Below are 23675 nucleotides of genomic sequence, written 5' to 3'. Positions count from 1 at the left end.
CTCATCCACGCTCTCCTCACGGAGCCTGAATCAGATCGCGCCTCTCACATCAATGGGTCCTGACCCTAAGCTAGACCGCCTACGTCCCAAAAACCCGAACGGCGCTAAAGACGAGCTTCCCCTTGCCGCCACTGCCTAAAACCTTTGCAAATTGGCAAGCTCCTTCCGAAGCCGGCACAGATGATGCCAGCTTAATCATCAGGCAGGCTTGCGTTCAGTTCCAACCGCATGGCTACCTAGCACCAAGGCCTATCTCAACTCGACCAGTTCTTTATTCCGATAAATGGCATTCTCGGAATAAAGGATCTGGGCACAATATCGCGGAATTGCTATGCGCGCTTGGTGCACACACCCGGTGCGACCCAAGCTGGAGCAATTGCGCATGAGCGACGACCTCGACGACACCGCGCTGACGCGGATCTCGTCGACACCGTTGATCCCGTTGTTGTTGGACGAAGAGATTGAAGCCGCACGGGCCTACGTTGCCGCAGCGCGTGCGCCAGCGACGCGGCGTGCGTATGAATCGGATTGGCGCATCTTTCTCGCGTGGTGTGCGGCGCACGCGATTGATCCGCTGCCGGCCGCGCCTGGCGCAGTGGCGATCTTCCTGTCAGGCGAGGCGCAGGACGGCGCACGGCCATCGACGATCGGGCGGCGTCTGGCGGCAATCGGCTACATGCATGCGCAGGCGGGGTTGGATCCACCGCAGCAACAGGCGGGTGCGATCGCGATCCGCAATGTTGTGGCCGGGATCCGGCGCACCCATGGCGTCAAGAAAGTGCAGAAGCGTGCCGCGGACGGCGACATGCTACGCGATATGTTGCGTGCCTGTGATGGTGACAGCATACGCGATGTGCGCGACCGGGCGCTGCTCGCGATCGGCATGGCTGCGGCGTTGCGGCGATCCGAACTGGTCGCTCTGGATATCGACGACGTCGCGATCACGCCTGATGGGTTGTTGATCACGATCCGCAAATCGAAGACCGACCAGGAAGGCGAAGGCGCGACGATCGCGGTGCCCGAGGGCCGTCGGATCCGACCAAAGGCGTTGCTGTTGGCGTGGATCGCCTGTGCTGGGTTCGGCGATGGCCCTGTATTCCGCAAGCTGACCCCCCAAGGGCGGATCACGGCCAAGCCGATGAGCGATCGCGGCGTGGCGCTGGTCGTCAAGGCGCGGGCCGCAGCCGCTGGCTATGATCCGGCGCACGTTGCAGGGCACTCACTGCGTGCCGGCTTTTTAACCGAGGCGGCGCGGCAAGGAGCGACGGTGTTCAAGATGAAGGAAGTCAGCCGGCACAAGTCGCTCGAGATCCTGTCCGACTATGTCCGTAACCACGAACTGTTCCGCGATCATGCCGGCGAACGCTTTTTATAGCGGCCAAGCGGGATCGGTCAGGCCTTATATATGCGACGCACAGTGCCCGGTTTCCCATAGCGGGAAAATACGTTGATTCCCACTACGGGAAACGCTAGCTCGACGGTATGAGGATCATTGCCAGGAACCGGCTGATCGCGTTCTGGGCAAGGCACCCGACTACCGAAGCCTCTTTGCGGCATTGGTATGAGGTCGCCAGCGCGGCGTCGTGGAAAAGTCCCCTAGATGTCGTCGCGGACTTTTCGAAAGCCAAGTCGCTCGACGGGGGGCGGGTTCGGTTCGAGGTTGCCGGCGGGGACTACCGCATGGTGGTGGCGTTCGACTGGAGGCGGTCGATCGCCTTCATCAAGTTCGCCGGGACGCATGCGGACTACGACAAGATCGATGCCCTGACGGTAAGCCTGTTTTGATCATGCATATTGGAGATGGTGCGATGCATATCCGTCCTATCCGGACCGACGAGGATCACGAAACGGCGCTGCGCGAGATCGAGGCTCTGTGGGGCGCGGAAGACGGCACGGAGGCGGGCGATCGGCTCGACGTGCTGGCAACCTTGGTCGAGACGTATGAAAGCCGGCGCTGGCCGATCGAACCGCTCGATCCGGTGCGCGCACTCGAGGCGGCGATGGAAATGAACGGTTACACCCGTGCCGAACTCGCCGCGCTGATCGGGCAGTCGCGCGCGACGGAGATATTGGCGCGGCATCGTGCCCTCACCCTCCCCATGATCCGCAAGATCGCCGGAGCGTGGCACGTCCCTGAAAAGGTGCTTGTGCAGGAATATGCGTTGGCGAAGGGGTAGAACATGGCATATTTCCCTAGATGCATCATGTCGCTGGCGTGCCTGATCGCTGTTGACCGGCTGCGATCAGACATCATCACCCCCATCTGCAAAAGCGAAGGCTGCTCAGGATCCAATCGCGATAGACATTGATCAGATTGAAGCGCGGGTACGAATTGCAGCCGCCATCAAGCGTATCGATGAATTGGAACGACAGGTCAGTGAGTTGCAAGCTACTCCGGAAAAGCTTGATCTCGATCTTTTAACCCGTCGTGTAGCAGCTTTGGAAGCTATGGGCTCTGGCGGCGCGTCTAGCCCGAAACCAAGCGAGTCTCGACAGGATAAACCACGTAAGGTTTCAAAAATACGCTCGACTGAACTGGAATCCAAGTCACGTGCGGTACAACCGACGAAACCCAAGCGTTCAATCGCGTCAAATAAGCTTGGCTGAACATAATAAATAAAATGGGCCGGGGTTGCCGGCCCATTTTACTCAGTTGCTGTCGGAGTTGTCGTCTTCGTGGTCGACGATAAGGTACGTTACACCCGCGATGATGCCGATACCGATAACGATCGGAACGATGCTCGAATCCTGAAGACCGGCCAGCTTGCTGGACTTCGACGTAGGCGTACCTGCGCGAACCGAAGAGAGCGAGAGCGACCCGGCAGGAGTTGCTGCGGCAGGGGCGGCGCTTGCTGCAACCGGCAGGGCGGTGAGGGCGAAAGCCGATGCGGCAAGGGTCAGTTTCTTAATCATAGGTCACTCCAGGTATCAGCCAGTTCGGCTGCTCCGGCCAAACGATCACAATCATCAAGGGTTGCTGCGACAGTACGGATTAAGGGCGTGCGTTATCGGAATCCGTCTGAATCCGGACTTCCAAGACATTCGATCGCTTATGTATTCGAGCAATCGGAGCAGATACGATTCTCGAACAATCTCGTGAAGTTATAGTACGTCAGTTCATTCGTTCTGCCGGCTATCTTTTTGTTTGCATAGTCTGCGTCGCTTCAACATTTTTGGGATGCGTTGCAAAGGGTGAAGTACGTACCAGAGGCGTGAGCGATTGGTACTCTCCTCGTCGGAGGCGGAGAACAGCAGCCGTATCGTCCAGCCGACGAGATCGCCGGCATTCGAGGTGACGAGCAGCTTGCCGGTCATCTCCGCCCACGTTCGGATGGTGGCCGGGAGGGTCTGGTAGCTGCGGCTGGCCGATCCGCACTCGGTCGCCAACGCCGGCACGACCACCCGCGTCCATCTGGTGATCGATGCGATCGTCGACCCGTGGCTCGAAGACCTGCTGGATCGGAGCAAGACCGTTGCATAAGGCTGCGCGCAACGTCCGTACTCCACACGATCGGGAGAGTAGTATGACCGGAATGACCACCGCCTGGGCGGCATGGACGCAATTTCATGCAGGCCATGGCTTCGCGATCGAGCATTTCCTGAACCCACCCGCGCCGGAGGCCGATCTCGCTGCGATCGAGACCGAGACGGGCTATCGCCTGCCCGATGATCTGCGCGCGTTGTGGCGCCGTGCGAATGGCCAGCCGGACAGCTATCGTATCGCGTCTCCAACCCCTGGTACCGTAATCAGCCCGGTCTTCGGTTCGTACGACTTCATGGCCTGTGCGACCGCGCTGGCGGCGTATCGCGACTGGACCGAAGTCCTCGAGGAGCAGGGCGATACGATGAACGACGGGATCACCCGGCGGGAGGGCGATCCCGTGCAGGCGGCGTATTGGATACCTGGCTGGCTGCCCTTCGCGATCGATGGAGGAGGCAATTTCTATGCGGTCGACATGGCACCGGACGAAGGCGGGACCTACGGGCAGGTCATCCTGATGGGTCCCGATGAGGACGAGCGGCGTGTCCTGGGGACCGGGATCGCCGCCTGGCTGACCGAAACCGTGCAGCATGCCCCTCCGCTCGACGACGAGGCCGAACCGCCGCTGGCCCATTTCGACATGGAATATCGCACGCCGCAATCGACGGTATGACGGGTCATAGGTGCATGGCTGGACCGCGTTGACGGCGACCGGTATGCCTTGGGCATGCGAATCGCGGGTCCGCCGGGATCGCCGGAGAAGGGCATGTCGTCGCTCCGCCGCAAGCTGCTTACCGCGTCGGGCATGACCCGTACCGATTGGGGCTGATCTTCGAGGCTAGTGCGGCGCTGCTGGTCGCACGGTTGCACAGCCTGTTGCCGTTCAGGGTCCTTGCCCGCCAGCTGGGTGGCATCCCCTCGCACCGCATAGCCGAGCGGGCGCCCCTGCCCCGCCCGCCCCTGCCCCGCCCACCCCGCAAGCTAAGGCGGACGTGATCTTCGCGATCTGCTGGGCGATCGGTGCGGTCGCGCCGTGGCTTCCATTCCGGACGCTGTGCCTCCAGCAGGCGATCGCCGCACGCGCGATGCTGGAACGTCGCGGGATCGACAGCGTCCTGCATCTCGGCGTGCGCGATCCGACCGGCACGGCACTCGAGGCGCACGCCTGGCCCGATGCCGGCGGGCTAAACGTCACCGGTTATCCGGTCAATCCGGCACTGACCAAGGTCGCGCGGTTCGTCTGAAACCCGGGCGCCTATGCTGGCGCACGGGTTTCGGGGAATGCTCAGCGCGCGGTCTTCACGTAGCGGTCATACCAGGCGATCGCGCGTTGGCGGACGTCCGCAGACTGGTCCGGCCCCGCCACGCAGTGCCCGGCGTCGGGGTAGATCACCAGGCTCACCGGCACGTTGCGATCCTTCAGCGCATGCCACCATTCGATCGACTGGGTCGGTGGGACCTCGATATCGCGCTCGCCGACATAGATGAAGGTCGGCGTCTTCGCGCGTTTGGCCTGGTAGATCGCCGACACGTCCTCATAGGCCTTCATGTCGTCGTACATCGACTTGCCGAAGAACGGCAGCATCCACTGGTCGATGCCGTTGGTGCCGTAATAGCTCACCCAGTTCGACAGACCGGCGCCCGCGACGATGCCCTTGAAGCGATCGGTCTGCGTATTCGCCCACATCGCCATGAAACCGCCATAGCTGCACCCGCCGAGGCCCAGACGTTTGTCGTCGATCGGCGCGATCCGCTCGACCGCGTCGATGCCGGCGAGGATGTCGCGCAGGTCGCCACCCCCGAAATCGCGCTTGTTGGCGGCGGTGAAAGCTTCGCCCTGCCCGTAGCTGCCGCGCGGATTGGGAAGAAAGACGTAATAGCCCGCCTTGAGCAGCGCGGCGTTCAACGAGCTCTCGGATAGATAGCCGGGCGTCGACGCCGCGGACGGCCCACCGTGGACGAGCGTGATCATCGGTGCCCTGCCCGCTGATGGGCCCGTGGGCGCAGTTCGCGGTGCGAGCAGCCAGCCCTGCACGTCGTATCCCTCGTTCTTCCAGCTGATGCTGCGCGCCGTCACGAGCGCGGGGGCCGCGTCGTTGTCGTGCGTGAGCTGACGCACCGCCCCGATCGGTCCCGCATAGATCGCGGGGGCATGCTCGTAATCCTGCACCACGGCCGCGGCGATGCGGCCATCGGCCGAGAATACCGCGCGACCGTCTCCTGCGCTGACGCTTGCCGGCTTGGCGAAACCGGGCACGACCGGCTGACCGGGCGNGGTCCAGTCGATCGTGGTCACGGTCGACTTCGCGCCCGCGGTGATATTGCGCGGGCTGCCGCCCGCCAGCGGCACGGTGAAGACGTCGCCGCCAATCGAGCCGAAATCGCTCATCAGCCCGCCGATATAGGCCACCGTCCGCCCATCGGGCGACACGCGCGGCTGGTTGAGCTGCGTCGCCGGCTTGGCGATCGAGCGCACCGCGCCGGTCCGCGCATCGATCGCGTCGAGCGTCGCCACCCACCAATTGTTGTCGCCATTGCCGAGCGCGGTCGTCGCAACGAACCCGCTACCGTCCGGCGTCCAGGCATATTCGTAGACATAGCGCCCTGCCGGCGACAGCGGCGTCACCGCCGTGGCTGGCTTCGCAATGTCGAACACCGCGAGGCGCTGCTCGTCGCTCTTCTCGCCGATCTCGCCGATCATCCGCACGCCGGCCTGCGTCGCGCCCGATTCCTTGGCGGCGCCCAGCGTGACCAGCAGCGCGATCCGCTTGCCGTCGGGGGAGACCCGCGGCGTCTGCGCGATGCCGGCGATCGTGGCGACGGTGCGCGTCGTCCTGGCATCGGCATAGGTCAGCCGCACGGTGCTCGCGGTGCCGTCACGCACCAGAAAGACCAGGTCGCCGCTCGGCGTGAAGGTCAGCCCCGAATAGCTGCACGTCGCGCAGGGATCGATCGTCCGCAGCACCCGCCCGTCGGCGACGCTGCGGATCGTCACCACGCCCCGCGCACCGCTGTTCTCGACCGTCGCGATCCGGTCGCCCCCAGGCGAAAGCGCGAGGGCGCCATATTGGTGAAGCGACTGGGCCGATGTCGGCGCCGCGGATGCAACGAGGAGAGCGGCAGCAAAGGTCAGGCGCATCGAAAGCTCCAATTAAGCGGCAATACCCATGACGCTTAACGTGTTGCCCAGTCGTCGCAAGCCAAGGCGAGGAATTGCAATCGTGAGACGGGCGTCGGGCCCGTCGATGTATTCCGAACTAGGGTTAGGGCCCATTGATGTAACAGGTACGATCCGAATCAGGCTCCGTGAGGAGACCTAGGATGAGCGACTGGTACTGGCTGACGGAGGAGCAGATGGCGCTAGACAATTGGACTAGGTGGATACGTCTAGTCCGGGCGCGATGAAATGGGCCGAGAAAAGGCCATGACCGCAGCACTCGATTCCCTTGGTTGGCATTGACAAATTTTGCCAGGCAATTTTTCGTCTGCCCGAGCCTCATTCGCGCGCAAAAGCCTTTGCTTCAGCTAGCATTTTTAATCGGGCACGTTATTAGCAAAGGCATCCAATTCCGTGCCATTTTGCCCGTCGAAACCGGTCGGGGCAACGCGGCGTATCCGCTGTTGGATAAGGCAGTATGCCGAACCCGCCGTTCCGGCATACTGCCGAAAAGTGCAACCGTCGTGCGTGCATGCGCGTCGACGCTCGGTTCGGCACGCTCCCTTACGCCACCATGCGCAATCCTGTTCTAATTGCATTGAAACTGATCTAATGCGCCAGCGACGGCCTATCGGGTAGTGTTTCGTGGGCTAATGGATTTTTGAAAGTCGATCGGTTGAGTATCGAACACTCGCAAGGCACGCCTGTCATGGCGCCCTCTCTGATACGCAAGGCCTGGCAACCCCGTGCAACGACGCTGCGAATGCGCATGGTGCTGGGGCTGTTGACGCTTGATATCGCGTGCATCGGCCTGAGCTTCGGGCTGGCGGCGTTCCTTCGGGATCGCGTTCTCGGCGCGTCGAACTGGTCTTTCATCCTGGTCGTTATGTTGCCGACCTACGTGATCGCGGCAGCCAATGCGCATGCCTACGCTCCAGCCAATACGCAGGATCCCTTCAGGGCGATAGCCAAGGGGTTGCAGGGGTTCCTGCTAGCGATCTGCGTCGTGATCTTCGCCGCCTTCACGATGAAGGCGACGGATACCTTTCCCCGGTTTATTGTGTCGGTCGGTTCGATTTTCACGATCGCGACGATTTCGATCGGTCGCTACCTCTTCACGCGGCATTTGAATGCCATCATCGGCGGAACGCCCTTCAGCGTCGTACTGTTGCGCGATGGCAACGCGCCGATCCCGGCCGGAAGCTTTTCTGTCATCATGGCGATGGACGGCATCTTCGATCCGGAAAGCCATGATCCGATCATGTACGATCGCTTGGCGACATCGCTCGCGCATGCCGACCGGGTCATTGTCGCCTGTACTGCAGAGCGGCGCATCGCTTGGGCCCACGCGTTGAAGGGGGCCAATATTCAGGGCGAGATATTCGTCCCCGAACTCGAGATACTAGCCCCACTAGGCATTGCCAGCTATGGAAACACCCCAACCCTGATCATCGCCAACGGCCCACTGGGATTGGTCGATCGCTGCGTGAAACGCGGCTTTGATATCGTGTTGGCGGGAGCTGCGCTCCTCATACTGCTGCCACTGTTCGTGATCGTCGCACTGCTGGTCAAGCGCGACTCCCCTGGCCCCATATTTTTCACCCAGACTCGGATTGGCCGGAGCAACCAGATGTTCCGGATGAAGAAATTTCGCAGCATGTACGTCGATGGCAGCGACGGCGCCGGCCATCGGTCGACCGGACGCGACGACGATCGGGTAACCAAAGTCGGCCGCTTCATCCGCAGGACCAGCATCGACGAACTACCTCAGATCCTGAACGTACTGAGCGGCGACATGAGTATCGTCGGGCCCCGGCCTCATGCGTTGGGCTCGCGTGCGGCTGACAAGCTGTTTTGGGAGGTCGACCAACGGTACTGGCACCGGCATGCGACCAAGCCCGGCCTTACCGGCCTAGCGCAGGTTCGAGGCTATCGCGGCGCGACGCTGGTGGAGGCTGATCTCGAAAACCGCCTACACGCGGATCTGGAATATCTCGAAAGCTGGTCAATTTGGCGCGACCTAAAGATCATCGTGATGACGTTCCGCGTGCTCCTCCACCGCAACGCATTCTAAGGCGGCCAAGGTTTGGTACGCCCTCGCCGCTAGGCGCAGGAATAGTCCGAGGCAAAGGGCGGTCAGTGGTCAACGGTTACCCGTTCGCGACTGATAGTCACCCTACCACCGGTCCGCCCAACGTCCATCGATCATAAGGACGCCTGATCGGCCGGATTCAAATCGACCAGGATCAGGTAATGCGTCGCCCATGACGGTACCCTGAAATCGGTGCGCCGTTGCCCGGCACCACCATGACATATCGGTCTGTGGGAGGCGTGACGACAAAGTCTCCGGACGACACGAACTTGCGCATGATCGGAATGCCGTACTGCTGCTCCATGCCGTCGAGGATCCCGAACCCGCCCTGCGCCATAATTAGTTAGACAAGCGCGTCCATACCCTGTTGCTCGGCGGAACACGGCCTGAACTCGAGATGCTCGCCCACTTGGCATTGCGAGCTATGGCGACGCACCGACCCTGATAATTGCCAACGGCCCGCCCGGATTGGTCGATCGCTGCGTCAAGCGTGCCTTCGACATCACGCTGGCAGGTGCTGCGCTACTTGTCCTGCTGCCGCTGTTCATCGTTATCGCCATTCTGGTGAAGCGCGACTCGACAGGCCCGATATTGTTTACGAAGACGTGGATTGGCCGGAGCAACCAGCTGTTCCGGATAAAGAAATTCCGCAGTATGTACGTAGAGGGCAGCGACGGTGCGGGACATCGATCGACCAGCCGCGACGATGACCGCGTCACTTGGGTCGGCCGGTTCATCCGCAGAACCAGCATCGACGAGCTTCCTCAAATTTTGAATGTTCTGAGTGGCGACATGAGCATCGTGGGGCCGCGACCGCATGCGCTGAGATCGCGCGCGGCCGATAAGCTGTTCTGGGAAGTCGAGCAGCGATACTGGCACCGCAATGCTGCCAAGCCAGGCCTTACCGGCTTGGCGCAAATGCGCGGTATCGCGGCGCAACGCTGGTCGAGGCCGATTTGGAAAGCAGGTTGCAGGCGAACTTCGAATTCCTCGAAAACTGGTCGATCTGGCGCGACCTGAAGATCATCGTGCTGACGTTCCACGTCCTGCTTCATCGGAACGCTTACTAAGACAGGGCTTCTCCCTGTTGACGTATCTATCTGCCGGCTCGCGATCAGAATGGCGCAAAGACTTACAATCGCGCGCTCTTAACGGCCGATGTGGATCGATCCACCTTCCGAACGGTGGGTCATAGCTGGCCCCGTCCATTCGGAGAGGCAAACGCTCAACCGTAGCTTGGCCCTTCCGCAACCGCGTTAAGGATCGCTCGGCCATAATTAGTCTTCCTGAACCTCTCGCCGGCTTCGCGCGCCTGATCGGCGGTGATGAAGCCCTGGAGGAACGCGATCTCCTCTAGGCAGGCGACCTGGATCCCCTGGCGGTGCTGAATCGTCCGCACAAACTCCGAGGCCTCGAGCAGGCTGTCATGTGTACCCGTATCGAGCCACGCATAGCCGCGGCCCATTTGTTCGACGAACAGGTCGCCGGCGTCCATGTAGAGCCGGTTGAGATCGGTGATCTCGAGTTCGCCGCGGGCCGACGGCTTCAGGTCGCGCGCGAGCTGCACGACGCGGTTGTCGTAGAAATACAGGCCGGTAACCGCGTGGTTCGACTTGGGCTTCCCGGGCTTTTCCTCGAGACTGATCGCCTTGCCGCCTTTGCCGAACTCGACCACGCCGTAGCGCTCGGGATCCTCGACGCGGTAGGAAAACACCGTTGCGCCGCTTTTTCGCTCGACTGCGCTGGCCAGCAGGTCGGTCAGATGGGCGCCGAAGAAGATGTTGTCGCCGAGCACCAGCGCGACATTGTCCTCGCCGATGAAATCCGCGCCGATCGTGAACGCCTGGGCAAGGCCCTCGGGCTTGGGCTGTTCGGCATAGGCGATGGTCAGGCCGAGCGCCGACCCGTCACCGAACAGGTTTTTGTAATTGCCGATATATTCGGGGCTGGAGATGATCAGGACGTCGCGGATGCCGGCGAGCATCAGGACCGACAGCGGGTAATAGATCATCGGCTTATCGTAGACCGGCAGCAGCTGCTTGTTGACCGCCAACGTTGCCGGATGGAGGCGCGTACCCGAACCGCCTGCGAGAATGATGCCCTTCACGCGCGTGTCTCCTTGTTGGACGCCCCGAGCAGTTCGTCGAGGATGTTGCCGAGCGCGGTCTGCCACGCTGGCGGATGGATGCCGTAGTCGCGGGCGATCGCGTCGTGGCTGAGGAGCGAGTTGGCCGGCCGCGTCGCCGGTGTCGGGTATTCGGCGGTAGTGATGCCCTGCACCTCGGCGCTGGCTCCGCCCCGCGCGGCGCTCTGTGCGAAGATTTCGCGGGCGAAGCCTGCCCAAGTGACCGCGCCGGCATTGCTAAAGTGATAGGTGCCAATCGGGGCTGCGGGATCCTCGACGAGACGCATCGTGATCTTCGCAAGCGCGGCTGCGAGGTCGGTGGCCGACGTCGGGCTGCCGTGCTGATCGTCGACCACCCGCAAAGTGGGGTTGGTCGCACCGACGCGGAGCATCGTCTTGATGAAGTTGTTGCCGTGGGCGCTGACCACCCACGCGGTGCGGACGATGGCGTGGCGTGCACCTGAGGTGCGAACCGCGAGTTCGCCGCCTAGTTTAGAGGCGCCGTACACGCCGAGCGGGGCGACAGGATCGGTCACCTCCCACGCGCCATCGCGGGCACCGTCGAAGACATAGTCCGTGGAGACCTGGACGATCGGGATACCGGCCTTGGCGCAGCCTTCCGCAAACGCCGCGGGTGCCATCGCGTTGACAGCCCAGGCGTTCACGATGTCGCTCTCGGCCTTATCGACGGCGGTATAGGCACCGGCCGAGATCACGGCTGCCCAGGGTTTCGACACGACCATCGCCGCAATCGCTGCGGTATCGCGCAGATCGAGCTCGTCGATGTCGATCGCAGTGACTGCCCAGCCCTCGGGCCACGCATACCGCTTCAGCTCGGTGCCGAGCTGGCCGTTACTGCCGGTGACGAGGATTCGCTTTACGTCGCTCATACGGAAAGCCCCCGGCGCTGGTCGGCCTTGTCCTCGGCGACGATGGCCTCCCACCAGCACTGGTTGTCGAGATACCAGGCAACGGTCCTCTCGATACCCGTCTCGAACGTCTCGGCCGGCTCCCAGCCGAGCTCGTTCTTGATCCGGCTCGCGTCGATCGCATAGCGCTTGTCGTGGCCGGGCCGGTCGGCGACATAGGTGATCTGCGTCGCGTAGGACTGGCCATCGGCGCGCGGGCGGAGACGATCGAGGATCGCGCAGACGGTCTTCACGACCTCGAGGTTCTGCTTCTCGTTGTTCCCGCCGACATTGTAGGTCCGGCCGGGCTCGCCCTTTTCGAACACTGCGTGCAGCGCGCGGACGTGATCCTCGACGAACAGCCAGTCGCGGACCTGATCGCCCTTGCCGTAGACCGGCAAGTCGGCACCGGCGAGCGCCTTGACGATCATCAGCGGAATCAGCTTTTCGGGAAAGTGATACGGCCCGTAATTGTTCGAACAGTTGGTGATCAGCACCGGCAGCCCGAAGGTGTGCCCCCACGCGCTGACGAGGTGGTCGGAGCCTGCCTTGGAGGCCGAGTAAGGCGACCGCGGATCGTACGGAGTCTCTTCGGTGAAGAGCCCGGTGTCGCCGAGCGAACCGTAGACTTCGTCGGTCGAGATATGATGGAAGCGGAACGCCGCCTTCGCGTCGTCATCGAGCCCGAGCCAGTAGGCGCGCGCCTCGCTCAACATCGTGAAGGTGCCGACGACGTTGGTCTGGACGAACGCGCCCGGCCCGTCGATCGAGCGGTCGACATGGCTTTCAGCGGCCAGATGCGTGACGATCTCCGGCTTGAACTCGGCGATCGCGGCCTTGACGGCGTCTGCATCACAGATGTCACCCTGAATGAAGCGGTATCGGTTCGAGTTCGCCACGTGCTCGACCGTCGACAGCGTGCCGGCATAGGTCAGCTTATCGAAGTTCAGGACCTCATGGTCGGTGTTCTCGATCAAGTGACGAACGAGGGCCGAGCCGATGAAGCCGGCCCCACCGGTGACGAAAATACGCATGGATCTGTCCTTTAGGCGAGTGGCGCCAGCGGGCGGCCGTCGTAGGAAAAGGGGCTGTCGAAGCTGGCGAGCAACGGCTGCACCGCATCTTTGGCCGAAAGTTCGGGATCGGCGCCGGCTGGCATCAGCCAATCGATATCGATCGTGGGATCGTCCCAGCGGATGCCGCCATCATTGGCGGGCGCGTAGGTGTCCGAGCATTTGTACGTGACCTCGCAATTGTCCTCGAGCGTCACAAAGCCGTGCGCGAAGCCGATCGGGATGAACAGCTGGTAGCCGTTCTCCGCCGACAGCTCGGCCCCGACCCACTGCCCGTAGGTCGGCGAACCCTTGCGGATGTCGACCGCGACATCGAAGATCGTGCCGCGAATACAGCGCACCAGCTTGTCCTGCCCATGTGGCGGCGTCTGGAAATGCAGCCCCCGCAGGGTGTGTTTCGGCACCGACAGCGAGTGATTGTCCTGCACGAAGCGACAATCGATGCCGAGCTTGGCGAACGCCGGCTCCGAATAGACTTCGGTGAACCACCCACGACTGTCGCCGAAGCGCTTGGGCTGGATCAGCTGTACGGGAGATAAGATTTCTGTCATGCCATGCCCGGTATAACGATTGTTCGACAACGACAATTGCGTAGTTCGTGCAAATCTATCGGGGCTCGTCGGGAATGCGATTTTTTCCGTTGCCTCCACTCCGGTCGCAATCGATCAGATTGACAATGAGCCCGATTTCTCTAGGAGGCCCGGCCACTCCCGCTGGCTTATCTGCGCCCTTTATCTCGGATTTTATGGTGACAAAGGTTGCTATCGTACACGACTGGCTGACGTTGAAAGGTGGCGCTGAAGCGTGTCTGCAGGCCTTTCTCGCGCTGTACCCACAGGCAGACCTATTCTGCATCGTAGATTATCTGCCTGAGAAGGAGCGCGGTTTCCTTACCGGCCACAAAATTACGACTAGTTTCATTCAACGAATGTGGGGGGCGGAGAAGCATTATCGCTCCTATCTGGCGCTGATGCCACTTGCGATTGAACAACTCGATGTTACGCAATATGACTTGGTTCTCAGCAGTTCGGCGGCAGTCGCCAAGGGCGTCATTACAGGCCCTGACCAAGTACATGTCGCCTATGTTCATAGCCCGATCCGTTATGCATGGGATCTTCAGCACCAATATATGCAAACAGCAGGACTGACCAAAGGATTTAAAAGCGCAGTCGCTCGTGCAATGCTGCACTATATTCGACTCTGGGACACTCGGACTGCCAGTGGCGTGGACTATTTTGTTGCCAACTCTGCCTTTATCGCACGTCGAATTCGTAAAGTGTATGGACGCAACTCCACGGTCATCTACCCCCCAGTCGACATCGATCGTTTTATCATTGAGCCCGAAAAGGACGATTATTACGTCACTATCTCGCGCATGGTGCCTTACAAGCAAATCCCCCTGATCGTCGAGGCGTTCGCTGCAATGCCACATCGTCGCTTGGTCGTGATCGGTGATGGGCCTGAGATGGCGGCAGTGCGTGAGGCAGCGGCTCCCAATATAACAATACTTGGCAAGCAACCCGATTCAGTCGTGACCACACATCTTCAGCGGGCGAAAGCGTTTGTATTCGCGGCCGAAGAAGATTTCGGTATCGCCCCGGTCGAAGCGCAATCGTGCGGTACGCCGGTCATAGCCTACGGCAAGGGTGGTGCGTTGGAAACCATTCGCGGCGAGGATGGGCCCGGCCAAACTGGGGTGTTTTTTGGCGAACAAAGTGTCTCTGCCATCATTGATGCGGTCAACCGTCTCGACGAGCGCAGTGCTTTCATTACGCCGCAAGCCTGTCGCGCAAATGCCGAACGCTTCGGCGTGGCGCGCTTTCGTACCGAAATCGCCAAATTCGTAGAAGCGGCGCTCAAACGACATTACCTCCTGCTGACATCGGACGCATCAGGACGACAGCTATACGACGCCACCGCCATAGGCCTGGCATCCGCGCGCCAAGGGCGTTGATCTCTAGCCGCCCTGTAGCAGGAAAGGTTTGTCTCGCATGAGCAAACGCCTCGATCATATTGACGGTCTGCACGGGATAGCGGCGATGCTCGTGGTAGTTGGGCATTGGGCGGAAATGATCGCACAGAGACCCGTGCCTTCTGAGTTCTCCATTAGTCTGAAAGCGATATTTCTTGAATATTTCAGCAGCGGCAGAACCGGGGTGTCCACCCTGTCTGCCTGGAAATGTCCATGATGCTGTGGCCGAGCTTCGCACGATGGCAAATAGCCTTTACCGTTCTGACGCCACTCTATATATCTTGCAGCATCCTCCTTTCATCCGTGGTGTATTATCTGGTTGAGCGGCCAGCGATTAAGGCCGGACGGCGCATGATCGGCTTGCTGCCCCCCGCACGAACGCCGCGGCGTCTTGTCAAAACAATAGCCGTTACGGATAAAACAGGATGATTCAGTCAACTGCGCCCCGGGCCAATCCTACGCGGAAGCGGGTCAAAGCAAAGCGTCAGCCGGTATCGTTTACACTGATCATAACAGCTGGTTATTTTCTGCTGCTAGCGATGCTTGGCGGCGGAGTGGTCGAATGGTCGCCAGCCTATATGACGCTGTCTGCCGCAACACTCATTGCAGCCTTTACTATCGCGTGGGTAGATGGAGGTCGAGCACTCTGCGATGTGCCACTGCTTGGTCGATTAGCGTTGGCCGGGATCGTCCTGTTACCTTTGTTGCAACTCGTCCCCTTACCCCCGGCGTTGTGGCACGCAGCCCCGGGCCAGGAAGTACGGATCCAGACGCTCGGGCTGGTGGGGCTTGCGGATACTTGGCAGGTGCTCTCGCTCTCGCCCTTTGACACCGCAACGGCCGCGCTAATGGCAGCCGGATTCGTCGTGTCGATGGCAGCGGTGATGCGGCTGGACGATGCAGGGTTCGTACGACTGCTGGACATTGCGGTAGGCGTCGTTGCCGTTGGTATGTTACTAGGCGTGCTGCAAGTCCTTAGCGATGGGCAGTTTCCGCGATTCCATGCGGTCAACACAGGTGCCACGTTGCTCGGTTTCTACGCAAACAAGAACCACATGGGGCTCATTATCGCCTGCATGATTGTTCTGTTTGGCCTTGTCGTCGGACGGCGCTATCTTGTGGCACGCGCACGCGGGCCGGTGATTGGTATTATCAGCCTGTTCGCCTTCATCTGCATTATTCCGACCAACAGCCGGGCAGGACTAGCGTTTGGCGCGATTGCGCTGCTCGTCGTTTTCGCCGACCTGACAAAGAGAGTCCCGTCACGCTACCGTATTGCAGCGCTCGTCGGAACGGGATTGCTCGCCGTATTGCTCATGTCCAGTACGAACGTCCAACTCGCGATGCAGCGCTTCAACGATGTAGACGACGACCTGCGCTGGCGCATACTCGAATGGTCCAAGCCACTTGCGGAACGTTATTATCTGTTGGGTGCAGGGGGTGGGACATTCGTGCCGATCTTCAACGCCAACGAACATCTGAGTTGGGTCAAGCCGACCTATGTTAACGCCGCTCACAATGATTATATGCAACTGGTGATCGAGTTCGGGATTCCCGGTCTCGTCGTTCTGGCGCTTTTGGCCCTGTCGGTACTGCAATGTATCCGCCCGATGCTATCGCTGCCACGCCACTCGCCTCATCGATGGGAAATGCGGTTCGGGATGATAGTGATCGCCATGTTCGCGATACACAGCCTGATCGACTATCCGCTTCGACGACCGGCAGGCTGGGCGTTCTTCGTATTGGCGCTGGCGGCTCTCTATCGTGGCCGCGCGTCGCAGGATAATGTGAGCTTGAAGTAGCAGTGCCCCTGCTGCTAGAGCGGCGCTTTAATTCCTACACTCTCGAGCATCTACCGTACCGCTGTTGAAGGGCTACACGTTTGCGTCTTATGTTCCTTTTGGTTGCTGCGCTCAGCGCAACGACCGCTGGCTGTGCCGGAAACTCAAACATCCCGGTCGGACAGACGACGTTGCCGACCGCTGTGCCGGGTGGAAATTTTATTTCTCCCGCAACTTTGCAGGAATATGCGCTCGGGCCGCTTGATGTGATCACCGTCAACGTGTTTCGCGAGCCGGATTTGACCGCATCTGAAGTCCCGATATCTCTCGGCGGCAACGTGACGCTGCCCTTGCTGGGTGAGGTGCCGGTAGTCGGCAAGACCACCCAGCAAGTGGCAGACCTGATCCGGGCCCGGCTCAATGCGCGCTATCTGCGAGATGCCAAGGTGTCGGTGTCAGTGGTGAGGACTGCCAACTACACGATCACCATCGACGGCGAAGTCAACAAGCCTGGCGTGTACCAGATCCCAACCGCCAATCTGACATTGCAGCGCGCAATTGCGCTGGGCGAAGGTCCGGCAGAATATGCGAAGCTGGATGAAGTCATCGTCATACGCGAAATCGACGGTCGCCGTTATGCGGCACGCTTCGACCTGCGGTCGATCCGCAGTGCGGAAGTACCGGATCCCAGGCTGCAGCAGTCCGACATCGTGATCGTAGGTTATTCACGCGCTGCTTCGCTGTTCCGCACGCTGATCCAGGTTCTGCCCGGCGCAGCTGGTATCTTTGTCGCGCTTCGGCAGTGAACGAGGCTAGTACAAGCATGCAATTTCCATTTTCCGCCACACCCACGCCGGTAGCATCAGCCAACGGCGCCGCTGTTCCACTTGCAACCGAAACGCAATCGTCAGGATCGTTGCGTGAAATCTGGGCCGCGCTGTATCGTTCGCGATTCTGGGTCATCGGGATTTTCGTCGGCTGCATACTGCTCGCGATTGCTGCGTCGCTACTCACGACCCGACTATATACTGCGACGGCAATGGTTGAGGTGCGCCAAGAAGCCGAAAAGGTTCTGGGTACCGAGCAAGACCGCGAAGGAGGTGCTTCGCGGCTTGATACTGATCGCTTCCTTCAGACCCAGCTTGATATCGTTCGCAGCCGTACCATCACCGATACCGTCGCGCAGAGTGCGGGTCTCTATAGAGGTACGACGTTCCTTGATGCGATGCATGTCACGCCGGAGAACGACGATGATCAGTCATCTGCTGGTCGCGACGCACGCCGTGAGCAGGTTCTGCGGGTCCTCCGCAAGAACATGTCCGTAAAATACAGCGGCACCACAAGAATTGCTGTCCTATCGTTCACCAGCCCCGATCCGCGCCTATCCGCCAAAATCGCCAACGCCTATGTGGAAGCGTTTATTCGTGGAAATCTTGCGCGGAAGGCAGGCAGTTCGGTCTACGCACTTGATTTCTTACGTGGACAGTTGCGCGAAGCACAAGAGCGGCTCGCCCGTTCCGAACAGGCGGTGGTTGATTACGCGCGGCGAACCCGGATCGTCGATGCTGGTGATGCTGCCGGATCAGGTGCGAGCGGCGAAAATGGCCGCCCCCAGTCGCTCATCACAGCGCAACTTGTTCAACTGAACCAAGCCTATTCGACGGCGATCGCAGACCGGATACAGGCAGAGCAGAAGTGGAGCCAGGTTTCCCGGCTGCCGGTGATTAATATTTCAGAAGTGCTGGCCAATCCTGCCATTCAAGCGCTCCTCGAACGCCGCGCCCAATTAGAGGCACAGTACAAGCAGCAGCTTTCTACACGGCAGGCTGACTATCCAGGCGTTTCGGAAGCACGCGCGCAGGTTCAGGAGACCACGCGTCAAATCAATACGCTGGCCGGTAACATCCGCGCCGGCATCAAGAACCAATACGATGTGGCGAACGCACGGGAACGCCAACTGAGCAATGAGATCGACAAGCTCAAGAGCGACACTCTGTCCGAGCAGAATCAAGGTATCGAACTGTCGATCCTGCGCCGCGAAGCGGATACCAACCGTCAGCAATATGAAGCGCTTCTACGACGCTTTAATGCTTTGAATGCCGAATCCGGCGTGCAGACGAATAATCTGTCAGTTATCGATCAAGCATCTATACCGGATCGTCCATCCTGGCCAATACTGCCACTTAACATTGCGGTCAGCTTGATCATGGCGATGGCACTCTCGGCATTCTTCGTCTTCTTGCGAGAACAGCTTTTCTATCGCTTGCGTACCCCCGACGAAATCACACACGCACTCGACCTCCAACTGCTCGGCGTCGTTCCTTCAGCCGACAGCGCGAAGGAAGATCTTAGTGACGTCAAATCAACACAAAGCGAAGCCTATGCCTCGGTTCGGACTAGCCTCTCGCTGTTGTCTCGCGACGGCGCTCCGCGCAGCATAATGGTCACCAGCTCGCAGCAAGGCGAGGGGAAATCGACTGCTTCCTATGCATTGGCGCTAGCTTTTGCCCGGCTCGGCAAGCGCGTATTGCTGGTGGACGTCGACCTACGGAGACCCAACGTTCACCGTTTCTTCGGCGTCAAAAACACCGTAGGCTTGAGCAACTATCTCAGCGGCCAAATATCTGTCGATCAATTGATCCGTTCTACCGATCAGTCTCAATTAGATATCGTCGTTGCTGGAGACATTCCCCCTAATCCGGCGGAATTGTTGAACAGTACCCGCATTGTCGATCTGTTTACCGATTTGCTCACCCGCTATGACATCGTCCTGCTTGATTCCGCGCCGGTGCTAGGATTGGCGGATGCGGTCGTTCTCTCCAACATAGTAGAGGCCACGGTCTTCGTCATCCAATCCGCTAAGAACTCACCACAGACCGTTCAAAATGCCGTGAAGCGCTTGCGCCAAGGCGGTGGGAGTATCGTTGGCGCAATTCTGGTTAAGTTCGATCCGGGCAGATCTGGTTACGGCACAAATACCGATTATGGATATTCTTATGAATATTCGGCGCGGGATGACTAAAGTTCAGCTTCACAAGAGGGTGTCCGCTACGCTCATTGCCGTTGTCCTTTTGTCGGTCGCCGGCTATCTTATAAAAAGTTCGGCTGCGATCGAAACGGTTAGGGCAGCGCAATCATCGGCATCACTCTATGCGGCGATTAATACGCCGACCGACGTTGCACCTGTCAAAGCGCTTTCGGAGACGGTAATACGTCAGGCAGTGGCTGCTCGCCCCCTGAACCCCGGCTTTGTCAACGTCGCAATGGTGCACGACGTCGTCACTCATGGCGAAGCCGCGGCTGATCGGTGGATCACCCCACTGTCGCGCCTGGGTTGGCGAAACACCGCTGCGTTGCAGAACCGTTTATTCGTCGCCGCAGTGCGATCCGATACAAAGCAGGTCCTCGACCTCTGCGACGCTTTAATGCGTAGACTGCAAATACAAGATACGCTGATACCACTGCTCAATACGGTCGAACTCGATCCAATGTTGCGAAAGGAGTTTGTCAAACGCCTTGCCAATGCGCCCGGTTGGCGGCCATTATATTTCTATGCCTCGTCCGGTCTTAAAAAGCCGGATCAGTTACGCGCACGCTATAGCATTCTGCAGATGCTGCGACAGCAAGGCGTGCAGGTCGACGCGACGCTGGTACGCTCCAGCGTGCAGGCAATGATTGACAACGGCATGCCTGAGCTTGGCTTTGCCCTATGGCGGCAGGTCCAATCCGGTGTCACAACACCTCTGAATGATTCCGGCTTCTTGCAGGCGAGCGCCGGAAAAACTGGAGATTCCCCCTTTGGTTGGGAAACCGCAACCGGAGACGGGTTTGACGTCGATACCTATCGCGAGGGTGCAAAGGCAGTTCTAGCGGTACAATGGAATGGTCGTGGCGTTCCGATGCTTGCTTGGCAGCGTACGTCAGCCCTTGCCGGCAGCTACGCCCTCGATGTCGATGTTTCTCCAGAAAAGATACGCGATCTCAATGCGTTTCGCTTCAGGTTGCTATGCGGCAAGGTGGCCACTGAACTGCAGCAGGATCCGCAGCGTTCCACGCGGTTTATCACGAGAGAAAAGGTTTCTTGCAGCTTTCCTGTTTTCGAAGTCTCGGGTGACATTGCTGCGCAAAACGCACCGCGAAGCGTGGAGTTTCGCCGTTTTACGCTAACCCGCATGGCCAGTGCCGAGGCACGACCGACATGAACGCCACGCCCATGCCTTCGCATTCTTCTAACGTTGTCCAGTCGCAGGCCGCGATAGATTCCTACGCTTGGATACCGCAAGGACGACTGATTGACCCCTATTTCAAACTACTACTTCTAGTAGCACCAATTCAGAGTATTCTCGTCACCCCAGTACAAGGCACGACCCCCGCCTTTGTCGTTATTGGCGGGGGGCTAGTTATATTGGCGGGAACTGGACGACGATACGGCAGGCTATGGTCAATGTTGCTGGCCTTCACTTTGCTCTATAGCATTTATATGGCGCTGAGTATGTCTGGCTACCTTATCGATCAACCCGACCTGAGCCAGCTAAACGTCGTTCGTGATGTATTTATTGTTGGATCCCTTCGTCAGACACATCTTACCCAGGGCATGTATTTGCTTGGACCAGTCCTTTTCTGTTATTTGACTTATAGTTTCTATCAGGAGGCCTTTCTAAAATACGCATATTACGGTATATTGATACTTGCGCTGTATGGCTTTTACGAATTCGTATTCTACGCTATTTTTCATACAAACGGTGACTTTCTTTCAAATCGAGATTTCGGAGATCTTGATAAAGTAAGTGCCGGATTGGGCGATAATAATGAAGCGGGATTCGTCAGCGGTAGCCTGGTTCAGCAGTCCAACCTTTTTGGCGCCGGCTTCATGCGACTGAAGAGTTTGGTCGGAGAACCTTCGATGTATGCACTGACAGTCACGCCATTTGCCGTCTATGCATTTGTTCGTCGCTGGCGGCTAATTTTCGGCATATTGCTGCTCTCGCTTTTCATGGGCGGTTCGACGACTGCGTTGTTGGGTTTGGCAACAGGCATTGGCTATGCCTATACGCGCCAACGGCAGGATGCGGTGTTATACATTATCGCTTTTCTTTTAGTTTTTACATTGCTGTACTTTACCACTCAGCCGGTTCACGACGCGCTGGATTCAGTATTGTTTGAGAAACTCAATTCTGTTTCTGGTAACCAGCGCTCCGATTTGTTCATGGCGCATGCGCATGTGGTGTTGGATGGTAATATCGTACGAACGTTATTTGGACTGGGGTTTGGCACGGTTCGTTCAACGGACATGTTGTCTACGATGCTAGCCAATGTCGGAATGGTCGGTTTCATATTATACTCGATTATACTGCTAGCCCCGTGTTTTTTGTTGCAGCGTAAAGGTGATACCGACGCGATCGTAGGCGCTTTGCTGGCCGTATACTTCATGGAAATGATCACTGTGCCAGAATATGCCTATTTGCCGCCATGGTTCATGGTTTCGCTGGGATTCGCTAGGGTGAGACAGCAACGCCGCGCACTAACGTGGAACGCGCCGTTATGAGCTTGCACATGACGCTCAACGGCCGCTTCCTGGGGCGACCTGTCACCGGGGTCGACCGCGTGGCGATCGAACTTACTCGCGCCATTGGCGATGTCCTTGCTGAACTCGGGTCTGCGAATGGATCGCTGACAGTTGCAATTCCACCGGGCGAGCCCGCGCGTATTGATCTGACGGCTGAATGTTTCGGTCGCCAGCTGCCAATCAAGGTCGAAGGCAGGCGCGGTGGCCATGCGTGGGAACAGCTCATTCTTGCCAGATATCGGCCGCGCGACTGGTTGCTCAACATGTGCAATACTGCGCCCATATTACGCAGACGGCAGATGGTGCTGATTCACGATGCGCAGTTCATCTCACACCCCGACTCCTATTCGCTCGCGTTTCGGACTTGGTATCGCATCCTGCTGTCTTTGCTTGGTCGACGGGCGGCAGCGATTTTCACAGTCTCGCACGCATCGCGAACGATGCTCGAGCAATACGGCGTAGTGCCGCAAGGCAAGGCACACGTCATCCGGTTGGGCGTTGATCACATCCGACGGCTCGAAGCCGATGCGACAATCAGCGAGCGGCTAGAGATAATGCCGCACAGCTATGTGCTCGCGATCGGGTCACTGGCTCGCCACAAGAATATTGCACGCCTAGTAAAAGCTTTTGTCGCAGCCGACTTGCCGGGAGTCCGTCTCATCATTGCAGGTGGCGGCAATCCAACGATCTTTCGTGCAGCCGGGCTGCCGACAGCGAGAAACGTAGAGTATATCGGCCGGGTCAGCGATGCCGAGCTCAAATGGCTATATGGCAATGCAATGGCTTTTGCATGCCCATCGTTGTCCGAAGGCTTCGGACTGCCACCACTCGAGGCAATGTCGACCGGCTGTCCGGTGATCGCAACCACTGGTGGGGCGGTGCCTGAGGTATGCGGCGATGCAGCATGCTATGCCGATCCACTTGACACTGTGGCATGGACCACAGCGTTGCGTCGCATCGCCCTAGATGAGAATTTTCGCACCGATCTTGCACGACGATCGCTGGAACGCGCAACTGCGTTTACTTGGGACCATGCCGCCCGTCAGGTGCTGGCGGAGCTGGCGGGGCGCGACGGAGCTACCGCACTGCAGGCTCGATTAATTGCAGATATCACTCCACCTTGTGATTCTGTGCTCCAGCGCTAGGATATGCGGATGGTTCGGATCTTTCTTGCCTTGCTGGCCCTGCCGGGAGTCTCTGTCGCACAGACGACGGTCGGCGCCCCAGAACGAACGCGGCAGGAGGCGACCGCGCCCGGGGTGACGTTGGATGAGGCAGCCCTCGACGATGGCCGATCCGGACCACCTGCGACCAGCACAACGCGCTCTGCTCCGATGAGTAAGAACGAGGCCTATAACCGCGCTCGGGCTGCGAAGGGCCGGATGGGTGTCCGCCTAGGCAACGACATGAGCTATCGCGTCGGCGATTAAAGTATGGTGATTGCTCGAAGATCACCCGCTCTGATTGCAAAAGACAAATGCGCATGCCACGCCAATCTCGCTCGTGACACAGGACCGATC

General features: G+C 59.3%; 24 protein-coding genes and 2 pseudogenes. 17 read left to right on the top strand and 9 right to left on the bottom strand.

The window, feature by feature from the left end:
• Positions 1 to 382: 382 nt before the first annotated feature.
• From IFT67_RS19645 to IFT67_RS19630, 4 genes are all read left to right on the top strand, one after another.
• Complete coding sequence (locus IFT67_RS19645; protein ID WP_192239779.1) at positions 383 to 1375, top strand: site-specific integrase; 993 nt, start codon at positions 383 to 385, stop codon at positions 1373 to 1375.
• A 107-nt stretch (positions 1376 to 1482) separates the two neighbouring features.
• Positions 1483 to 1785, top strand: a complete 303-nt coding sequence (locus IFT67_RS19640; protein ID WP_192239778.1) for a type II toxin-antitoxin system HigB family toxin — start codon at positions 1483 to 1485, stop codon at positions 1783 to 1785.
• A 23-nt stretch (positions 1786 to 1808) separates the two neighbouring features.
• A complete protein-coding gene (locus IFT67_RS19635) occupies positions 1809 to 2177 on the top strand; it encodes a helix-turn-helix domain-containing protein (RefSeq protein ID WP_192239777.1) in 369 nt (122 codons plus the stop codon).
• A 52-nt stretch (positions 2178 to 2229) separates the two neighbouring features.
• A complete protein-coding gene (locus tag IFT67_RS19630) occupies positions 2230 to 2607 on the top strand; it encodes a hypothetical protein (protein WP_192239776.1) in 378 nt (125 codons plus the stop codon).
• Between the two features lie 42 nt (positions 2608 to 2649).
• Here IFT67_RS19630 and IFT67_RS19625 read toward each other — a convergent pair whose 3' ends face one another.
• Together IFT67_RS19625 and IFT67_RS19620 are read right to left on the bottom strand one after the other, a co-directional pair.
• The gene (locus tag IFT67_RS19625) at positions 2650 to 2913 is read right to left on the bottom strand and encodes a hypothetical protein (protein WP_192239775.1); all 264 of its coding nucleotides are present in this window, start codon (positions 2911 to 2913) and stop codon (positions 2650 to 2652) included.
• A gap of 204 nt (positions 2914 to 3117) precedes the next feature.
• Positions 3118 to 3315, bottom strand: a complete 198-nt coding sequence (locus IFT67_RS19620) for a hypothetical protein (RefSeq protein WP_192239774.1) — start codon at positions 3313 to 3315, stop codon at positions 3118 to 3120.
• A 209-nt stretch (positions 3316 to 3524) separates the two neighbouring features.
• Here IFT67_RS19620 and IFT67_RS19615 point away from each other — a divergent pair, with 209 nt between their 5' ends.
• A complete protein-coding gene (locus tag IFT67_RS19615; RefSeq protein WP_192239773.1) occupies positions 3525 to 4154 on the top strand; it encodes an SMI1/KNR4 family protein in 630 nt (209 codons plus the stop codon).
• A 271-nt stretch (positions 4155 to 4425) separates the two neighbouring features.
• A pseudogene (locus IFT67_RS19610) lies at positions 4426 to 4725 on the top strand (lasso peptide biosynthesis B2 protein); the annotation flags it as partial.
• A gap of 41 nt (positions 4726 to 4766) precedes the next feature.
• Here IFT67_RS19610 and IFT67_RS20820 read toward each other — a convergent pair.
• Together IFT67_RS20820 and IFT67_RS20815 are read right to left on the bottom strand one after the other, a co-directional pair.
• Positions 4767 to 5453, bottom strand: a complete 687-nt coding sequence (locus IFT67_RS20820; protein ID WP_244647622.1) for an alpha/beta hydrolase family protein — start codon at positions 5451 to 5453, stop codon at positions 4767 to 4769.
• Between the two features lie 303 nt (positions 5454 to 5756).
• Positions 5757 to 6620, bottom strand: a pseudogene (locus IFT67_RS20815) (S9 family peptidase); the annotation flags it as partial.
• Between the two features lie 694 nt (positions 6621 to 7314).
• Between IFT67_RS20815 and IFT67_RS20810 the strand changes: the two are divergent.
• Entirely contained in the window at positions 7315 to 8712 is a 1398-nt protein-coding gene (locus tag IFT67_RS20810) for a sugar transferase (RefSeq protein ID WP_244647599.1), read from the top strand.
• A gap of 172 nt (positions 8713 to 8884) precedes the next feature.
• On the opposite strand, the gene IFT67_RS19595 is transcribed toward IFT67_RS20810, so the two are convergent.
• Positions 8885 to 9067 carry a hypothetical protein gene (locus IFT67_RS19595; protein ID WP_192239771.1) on the bottom strand — a complete coding sequence of 61 codons (183 nt, stop codon included), beginning with the start codon at positions 9065 to 9067 and terminating at the stop codon, positions 8885 to 8887.
• A 131-nt stretch (positions 9068 to 9198) separates the two neighbouring features.
• Between IFT67_RS19595 and IFT67_RS19590 the strand changes: the two genes are divergently transcribed.
• A complete protein-coding gene (locus IFT67_RS19590; RefSeq protein WP_244647597.1) occupies positions 9199 to 9750 on the top strand; it encodes a sugar transferase in 552 nt (183 codons plus the stop codon).
• 205 nt (positions 9751 to 9955) lie between these two features.
• On the opposite strand, the gene rfbA is transcribed toward IFT67_RS19590, so the two are convergent.
• From rfbA to rfbC, 4 genes are read right to left on the bottom strand one after another with little or no spacing between them, the layout of a single operon-like run.
• Positions 9956 to 10837, bottom strand: coding sequence for a glucose-1-phosphate thymidylyltransferase RfbA (gene rfbA / locus IFT67_RS19585; protein ID WP_192239770.1), 882 nt, complete (start codon positions 10835 to 10837; stop codon positions 9956 to 9958).
• Positions 10834 to 11745, bottom strand: coding sequence for a dTDP-4-dehydrorhamnose reductase (gene rfbD / locus IFT67_RS19580; RefSeq protein ID WP_192239769.1), 912 nt, complete (start codon positions 11743 to 11745; stop codon positions 10834 to 10836). Before rfbD ends, rfbA begins: the two co-directional genes overlap by 4 nt.
• Positions 11742 to 12797, bottom strand: a complete 1056-nt coding sequence (gene rfbB, locus IFT67_RS19575; protein WP_192239768.1) for a dTDP-glucose 4,6-dehydratase — start codon at positions 12795 to 12797, stop codon at positions 11742 to 11744. The genes rfbD and rfbB overlap by 4 nt, the downstream gene beginning before the upstream one ends.
• Before the next feature lie 11 nt (positions 12798 to 12808).
• The gene (gene rfbC / locus IFT67_RS19570; protein WP_192239767.1) at positions 12809 to 13387 is read right to left on the bottom strand and encodes a dTDP-4-dehydrorhamnose 3,5-epimerase; all 579 of its coding nucleotides are present in this window, start codon (positions 13385 to 13387) and stop codon (positions 12809 to 12811) included.
• Positions 13388 to 13512: 125 nt separating this feature from the next.
• Between rfbC and IFT67_RS19565 the strand changes: the two genes are divergently transcribed.
• The 9 genes from IFT67_RS19565 to IFT67_RS19525 all read left to right on the top strand — a co-directional run bounded on the left by IFT67_RS19565 (position 13513) and on the right by IFT67_RS19525 (position 23585).
• Positions 13513 to 14790, top strand: a complete 1278-nt coding sequence (locus IFT67_RS19565; protein ID WP_197983175.1) for a glycosyltransferase family 4 protein — start codon at positions 13513 to 13515, stop codon at positions 14788 to 14790.
• Positions 14791 to 14827: 37 nt separating this feature from the next.
• Positions 14828 to 15025, top strand: a complete 198-nt coding sequence (locus IFT67_RS19560; RefSeq protein ID WP_192239766.1) for a hypothetical protein — start codon at positions 14828 to 14830, stop codon at positions 15023 to 15025.
• 208 nt (positions 15026 to 15233) lie between these two features.
• Positions 15234 to 16610 (top strand): O-antigen ligase family protein, encoded by a 1377-nt coding sequence (locus IFT67_RS19555; RefSeq protein WP_192239765.1) that lies wholly within the window; start codon positions 15234 to 15236, stop codon positions 16608 to 16610.
• Positions 16611 to 16699: 89 nt separating this feature from the next.
• The gene (locus IFT67_RS19550; protein ID WP_192239764.1) at positions 16700 to 17395 is read left to right on the top strand and encodes a polysaccharide biosynthesis/export family protein; all 696 of its coding nucleotides are present in this window, start codon (positions 16700 to 16702) and stop codon (positions 17393 to 17395) included.
• Positions 17396 to 17412: 17 nt separating this feature from the next.
• Positions 17413 to 19611, top strand: coding sequence for a GumC family protein (locus IFT67_RS19545; protein ID WP_192239763.1), 2199 nt, complete (start codon positions 17413 to 17415; stop codon positions 19609 to 19611).
• Positions 19574 to 20791: a hypothetical protein gene (locus IFT67_RS19540; RefSeq protein ID WP_192239762.1), complete on the top strand. Its 1218-nt coding sequence runs from the start codon at positions 19574 to 19576 to the stop codon at positions 20789 to 20791. The genes IFT67_RS19545 and IFT67_RS19540 overlap by 38 nt, the downstream gene beginning before the upstream one ends.
• The gene (locus IFT67_RS19535; RefSeq protein ID WP_192239761.1) at positions 20788 to 22134 is read left to right on the top strand and encodes a hypothetical protein; all 1347 of its coding nucleotides are present in this window, start codon (positions 20788 to 20790) and stop codon (positions 22132 to 22134) included. Before IFT67_RS19540 ends, IFT67_RS19535 begins: the two co-directional genes overlap by 4 nt.
• Positions 22135 to 22142: 8 nt before the next feature.
• The gene (locus tag IFT67_RS19530; RefSeq protein WP_192239760.1) at positions 22143 to 23300 is read left to right on the top strand and encodes a glycosyltransferase family 4 protein; all 1158 of its coding nucleotides are present in this window, start codon (positions 22143 to 22145) and stop codon (positions 23298 to 23300) included.
• Positions 23301 to 23309: 9 nt separating this feature from the next.
• Entirely contained in the window at positions 23310 to 23585 is a 276-nt protein-coding gene (locus tag IFT67_RS19525) for a hypothetical protein (RefSeq protein ID WP_192239759.1), read from the top strand.
• The last annotated feature ends 90 nt before the right edge of the window (positions 23586 to 23675 follow it).

Origin of the sequence: Sphingomonas sp. CFBP 13728, assembly GCF_014841895.1 — a bacterium.
GTDB lineage: Bacteria > Pseudomonadota > Alphaproteobacteria > Sphingomonadales > Sphingomonadaceae > Sphingomonas.
The sequence above is the reverse complement of the archived record's forward strand: the minus strand, read 5'-3'. Positions and strand labels throughout refer to the sequence as shown.